Annotated in this window: 4 protein-coding genes; all 4 read right to left on the reverse strand. The window is 64.6% G+C overall.

What is annotated here, in order from left to right; genetic code table 11:
• Positions 1-197: 197 nt before the first annotated feature.
• The 4 genes from cydC to AC4FAH_RS12545 are packed head-to-tail and all read right to left on the reverse strand — an operon-like array spanning position 198 to position 6,213.
• A complete protein-coding gene (gene cydC / locus AC4FAH_RS12530; RefSeq protein ID WP_213114453.1) occupies positions 198-1,985 on the reverse strand; it encodes a thiol reductant ABC exporter subunit CydC in 1,788 nt (595 codons plus the stop codon).
• Positions 1,982-3,817, reverse strand: coding sequence for a thiol reductant ABC exporter subunit CydD (gene cydD, locus AC4FAH_RS12535; protein WP_287020828.1), 1,836 nt, complete (start codon positions 3,815-3,817; stop codon positions 1,982-1,984). Before cydD ends, cydC begins: the two co-directional genes overlap by 4 nt.
• Positions 3,804-4,802 carry a cytochrome d ubiquinol oxidase subunit II gene (gene cydB, locus AC4FAH_RS12540; protein ID WP_287024363.1) on the reverse strand — a complete coding sequence of 333 codons (999 nt, stop codon included), beginning with the start codon at positions 4,800-4,802 and terminating at the stop codon, positions 3,804-3,806. Before cydB ends, cydD begins: the two co-directional genes overlap by 14 nt.
• 4 nt (positions 4,803-4,806) lie before the next feature.
• Positions 4,807-6,213 carry a cytochrome ubiquinol oxidase subunit I gene (locus AC4FAH_RS12545; RefSeq protein ID WP_054557186.1) on the reverse strand — a complete coding sequence of 469 codons (1,407 nt, stop codon included), beginning with the start codon at positions 6,211-6,213 and terminating at the stop codon, positions 4,807-4,809.
• Positions 6,214-6,557 lie beyond the last annotated feature (344 nt).

Raw genomic sequence — 6,557 nt, forward strand, 5'->3', positions numbered from 1 at the left:
AAGACATGGCGAAGATCGCCGAGCTGGATCGCGGTGAGCGCATCGCCAACCCGGATTTCGCCCCCGACTGGGACTGATGGACTGAGCCCAACTGACTGAACCTGATCGACGGGTCCAGTGACAAGAAAGCCTCCCGGGCACCCTGCCCGGGAGGCTTTTTCCGTTTCCCCCTGCCATGATTTGATCCCGATGGATGCTCAGCGATCCAGCCAGCAGACACGGGTCACGGCCTCGGTGCCGGGGCGTGGCGCCGCGAGATCATGCTCATGCAGCAGATAGATCACCGTCCTGCCCGCCAGCCAGTCAGCGAGACCCTGCGCGACGCGTTGCGCTGTCGTGGCATCCAGCCCCGAGAAAGGCTCATCCAGCAGCACGAGGCCGGGGTTGGTCAACGCCAGGCGCGCCAGACTGATGCGCCGGGCCTGGCCACCCGACACCTGACGACCGCCCTCACCAACGCGTGTCGCCAGCCCCTGCGGCAGACTCGCGACCCAGTCGGCGAGATCCACCGCGGCCAGCACCCGCCACAGCGCGGCATCATCGGCGTCGGCGGCCCCCAGTCGCAGGTTGTCAGCCAGACTGGCATCGAACAGATCGACCTGCTGGGTGAGGCAGCCGACGCCCTCGGCAATCGCCAGAGGCGCGTAGTGATGCACCTCACGGCCATTGAGCAACACCCGCCCGCCCTGCTCTTCAGTACCCCCGCCCTGCTGTTCATTGCATCTGATCTGCAGGCCGCGGGAGGCTAGGCTGGTCTGCCCGGTCAGCAGCGCCGCTAGCGTCGACTTGCCAGCGCCGGAGGCGCCACAGATCGCGACCTGCGCACCGGCTTCGACAGTGAGCGAGACGTTTGAAAATGCCTCGAACAAGGCGCCCGGATAGCGATAGCTGACCTGCTCCAGCGAGACGCTGATCGGCCCCGCTGACAGGCGAGCATCACCGTGCACGACACCCGCGGCGTGCTCGATATCGTTGAGGCGCTCCGCGGCGCCAAGCGTCGCCCCGGCCTGGCTGAAGGCCGTCGGCAGCCCCGCCAGCCCCTCACCCAGCGCCATCGCCGCGAGCGGCAGCATCACCAGCATCGGGCCGCTGAGCTGGCCATCGCGCAGGGCGAGCATGCCCATCGCTAGCAACAGCAACCAGGCGAGTCCGATCACCAGCACGGCCAGCGCATTGCCGACGGCACTGATGACCGCCAGCCGCCATTGGTCCGCCAGCAGACGCGCCTCCACCGCCTCCAGCTGCTCACGCACATGGCCAAGCGCCGCGTAGGCCTCGAGTTCGGCATGCCCGCGCAGCGCCTCCATCAGGCTGGAGCGCAATGCCTCGAGAGTGGTCACACGCCGACGGCTGGCCACCAGCCCCCAGCGTGCCTGCCCGAGTGTCAGCCACGCCCAGCCAGTCAACAGCAAGAGCGCCAGCCACGGCGTCGCGCCCGGTAGCCACACCAGCGTGATGCCAAGCAGCGCCACAATCAGCAGCAAGGCCATCACCGGAGGCGCCGCCAGACGCAGATAGAGCGCATCGAGGGTGTCAATATCCGCGGTCAGACGATTGAGCCAGTCACTGGAGCGCCGGGCTGCCAGCCGTGCGGGGTCCATGCTGACCAGCGAGGCAAAGGCACTGCCGCGCAGGCTGGCCAGCAGTCGCAGGATGGTGTCGTGATTGTAGAGACGCTCCAGATAGCGCGAGACGGTGCGCGAGACGGCAAACAGGCGAATCGCGCTGCCCGGCGTGTAGACATCCAGCACGGCGACGGCACCGGCAGCCAGCGCAGCCCCCGTCAATGCCGATGCCGTGATGAACCACCCCGAGACCGCCAGCAGCCCGAGTGCCGACAGCGCGGTCATTGCCATCAGCACCACGCCCAGCAGCAGTCGACGGCGGTAGCGCTCATGCACTCGCCACCAGGGCGCCAGCGCGGCCAGTGCCTCGCGCGTCGAGGGAGTGGAGCCAGGACCGAGAGTACGAGCAGGTCCGATCATGATGCGCCCTCCCCAGAATCCTGTGTCTCTCCAGTAGTGCCAACGACCCCATCACGGGTCAGACACAGCTGGCGCGTCGCCATGGCCCTCAAGGCCGGATGGTGAGTGGCGATGACCAGCGTGCGGCCTTCTTCGGCCAACACCTGGAAGCCGGCGATCAGGCGCTGTTCGGTGTCGGCGTCCAGACTGGCGGTTGGCTCGTCGAGCAACACCAGCGGCGCATCGCTCAAGAAGACCCGCGCCAGCGCCAGACGCTGAGCCTGGCCGCCGGACAGCCCGCGCCCGCCTTCGCCCAACGGGCTGGCGATGCCCTGCGGCAAGGCGGCCAGCACCTCGCCAAGGCCGGCGCTCGTCAGCGCCTGAACGATCGCATCATCACTGGCGTCTGGCGCGGTGATACGCAGGTTGTCGGCCAGACTGCCCTGCATCAGCAGCGGGCGTTGATCCATCCAGGCAAGGCCAGTGGTATCTCGGCGTAGGCATTGGCCTTCATCGGGGGCCACGAATCCTGCCATCAGTTGCAAAAACGATGACTTGCCGGCCCCGGACGGGCCGCTGATCACCAGCACCTCGTGGGCCTTCAAGGTGAGATCCAACGGGCCAAGCACCCTGCCCCGCCCGGGATGCGTCAGCGTGACGGCCTCCAGCTGCAACATCACATCGCCGGGCAGCGAGACACTGGCCGACGCCATCGTGGAGGCCTGACGCGCCGGGGCGACGGACGTGTCGAACAGCTCCAGCAGCGAGTCCGCGGCGGCCAAGGCCGAGGCGCGATCATGATAGTGCTGAGACAGGGTGCGCAGCGGCTGGAAGAACTCCGGCGCCAGCAGCAGGATCAGCAGGCCGCTGAACAGGGTCAACGACTGGGCGGGCCCGAAGGGAATGTCGCCCAACAGGCCGAAGCCGATATAGATCGCGACCACCGCGATCGACACCGACGAGAAGAACTCCAGTACCGCTGATGAGAGGAAGGCGAGGCGCAGCGTGCGCAGACTGCGGCGGCGATAATCATCAGCGACCAGCGTGACCTCCTGCGTGGCCTGCTCACCCAGGCCGAACAGCCGTAGTGTTGTGATCCCCCGGACGCGATCAACAAAGTGGCGCGACAGGCGCGCAACCGCGACGAACTGCTCGCGATTGAGCGACTCGGCCCCCATGCCGACCAGCGCCATGAACAACGGAATCAGCGGCGCGGTCAGCGCGAGCAGAATCGCCGCCAGCCAGTCCTGACTGACCACGATGGCCAGAATCACCAGCGGGCTGATCAGCACCAGGCGCAGCTGGACGTAGAAACGCGCGAAGTAGCCTTCCAACGCCTCGACCTGCTCGACCCAGCGCTGGGCCACATCGGCGCCATGAAACTGCGCGGCGCGCACCGGGCCTAATGCCTGCAGGTGATCCATTACATCTCGACGCACCCGCTGGCGCAGGCGCTGACTGGCTTTTTGGGCACATAGCTCCTGCGCGGCACTCAGCAAGGCACGCACCGCCAGCAGCGCCACCAGGCCGCCGAACGGCCACCACAGGCGAGCCAACGCCGCGGGCTGCTCGATCACCTGAGTGACCAGCCAAGCCAGCAGTATCAGTTGCGCAACCGTTGCCAGCCCCGCCAAGGCGCCGCACAGCGCCGCCATACCCAACAGGCGACGCTCGCGCGTCGCCTGTTGGGTAAGCCACTTGCCGGCAGCCTTGCGTCTGGCCTTGTCGCGCTCCTTGCCAGTGACACTGTCGTCGCTGACGGTTGCACGCGCCGTGTCATTGCCAGCGGCGCTGGTCGGGGCGTTCTGCGCTGTCCCCTGCGCTGCCCCCTGCGTGAGATCAGTGATAGCCACCGTCCTGCACCTTGCCGCGGAAGACCCAGTAGCTCCAGGCGGTATAGCCCAGCACGATGGGAATCACGAACAGTGCGCCGATCAGCAGGAACAGCTGCGCGCCCGGGTCTGACGCCGCATCCCAGATGGTGATGTCCGGCGGCACCAGATACGGCCACTTGCTGAAGATCAGCCCCAGATAGGTGAACAGGAACAGTCCCAGAGTCGCGACGAACGGCTGGCCCTCCAGGCGCTTGCTGACGGCACGCCAGATGAAGGCCGCACAGCACAGCGCCAGCACCGGGAATACCCAGAACATGCCGATATGATTGAACCAGCGCTCCCGCACGTATTCATCGACGAACGGCGTGTAGAGGCTGATGACCCCGAAGCCGACCAGCACGGCAATCAGCAACTTGGGCGTGATGCGATAGGCCCATGCCTGAACCTCGCCTTCACTCTTCAGAATGGTCCAGGTGGCCCCCAGCAGAGCGTAGCCCGCCACCAGCGCGAGCCCGGTGATCACCGTGAAGGGGGTCAGCCAGTCAAAGGCGCCGCCGACATAGACATGGCCTTCGGTGGCAAAGCCCTGGATATAGGCCCCGACCACCACGCCCTGACAGAAGGTCGCCACGTAGGAACCGCCACTGAAGGCGACGTTCCACCAATGCCGATTGCGCGTGGACTTGAAGCGGAATTCAAACGCAATCCCGCGGAAGATCAAGCCGGCCAGCATCAGGAAGACCCCCAGATACAGCGCCGGCAGCAGAATGGAGTACACCGCCGGAAACGCCGCCAGCAAGCCGGCCCCGCCCAGTACCAGCCAGGTTTCATTGCCGTCCCAGACCGGCGCGACCGAATTCATCATCACGTCACGGGCGTGTTCATCCGGGGCGAAGGGATAGAGGATGCCGACCCCGAGATCGAAGCCATCCATCAGGATGTACATCATGATGCCGAAGCCGATGATCAGCGCCCAGATCATGGTCAGATTGATCAGTTCCATGTGCTCAACTCCTTACCGTACGGCTGGCATCATCATCGAGACTCTCGTGCGCGGCGGACAGCGGGCGCATCGCGGTTTCGACATCGTCATGCGGCAGCTCGGGCTGCATGCCGCCACGGATGACGCGCGTCAGGTAGTAGCTACCGGTCACGAAGACCACCAGATAGACCAGGAAGTAGCCGATCAGCGTGGCCAGCACCATCCAGCCGGTCAGTGACGGCGTGACGGCCTCCTGCTGGGTCATCATCTCGTAGACCAGCCAGGGTGAGCGTCCAGCCTCGGTGACGAACCAGCCGGCCAGCACGGCGAAAAATGGCGCGATCGACATCAGACGCAGCGTCTGCAGGAAGGGGCGCGAGCGGTAGAGCTTGCCATCGCGACGCAGGAACAGGCCGATGAACGCCACCGCGATCATCACCAGCCCCACTGCCACCATCACGCGGAACGACCAGAACACGAACCACACCGGCGGCTGCATGTCGGGCTCGACCTCCTTGAGGCCCGGCACCACGCCATCGGGATCATGGGTCAGGATCAGGCTGGCCAGCTTCGGGATCGCAATCTCGAAGTGGTTCATCTGGGCTTCCTTGTCCGGCCAGGCGAACAGCAACAAGGGCGCGCCCGACTGGGTTTCCCAGTTGCCTTCCATCGCCGCCACCTTGGTCGGCTGATGCTCCAGCGTGTTGATGCCGTGCATGTCGCCCACCACCGCCTGCGCCGGCGCCAGCACCAGCAGCAGCCACATGCACATGGACAGCGCGCGCTTGTTGGCCTCGACATCACGTCCGATCAGCAGATACCAGGCACTGACCCCGGCCACCACAAAGCCACCGGTCAGGAACGAGGCGATCGCCATGTGCGTGAAGCGATAGGGGAAGGAGGCATTGAAGATGGCCGCACTCCAGTCATTCACGAAGAAGTGGCCATCAATGAAGTCGACGCCCGCCGGTGTCTGCATCCAGCTGTTGGAGGACAGAATCCAGAAGGAGGAGATGAAGGTGCCCAATGACACCATCAGTGCCGCGAACAGGTGGACGCCTTCCGGCACCTTGCCACGCCCGAACAGCAGTACGCCGAGGAAGCCGGCCTCCAGGAAGAAGGCGGTCACCACCTCATAGCTGAGCATCGGGCCGATGAAGTTGGAGGTGGCATAACTGAAGTTGCTCCAGTTGGTGCCGAACTGGAAGGCCATCACGATGCCGGAGACCACGCCCATCGCGAAGACCACGGCGAATACCTTCACCCAGAACGCTGCAAGGCGCTCCCAGGCGGCATTGCCTGTCTTGTAGAAAAGGCCATGCAACAAGGCCACATAGGATGCCAGACCGATGGTAAACACCGGAAAGACGGCATGAAATGACACGACAAATCCGAACTGTATGCGTGACAGGATCACGGGATCCAGTTCCATGGGCGACTCCTCAGGACTCCAGGGGTTGCACTCTGTTCATCCCGTTGTGGGACGCACAGTCGCAGAGATATCACGGTCAGGCCCGTGACGACAAGGCATACCACCAAACTCCATCGATCATGGCAGTCATCTTTCTACCAGCTGACCCAAAGAGCATAGAAAACACCAGGCTATCGTGCACGATGACGCTTTGCCGCAGGCCCAGCCATCCGATCAATCGCCATGGTGGTGATCGATCAGGCCCGCCATATTGCATGACAGCATCCACGTATTTTCCCCTCGGCATGCTCAGGCTTGCCATCTATATTTCGCCGCACATCCGCCTTTATTGACGTACATCAAGA

This window comes from Cobetia sp. (genome assembly GCF_983723665.1).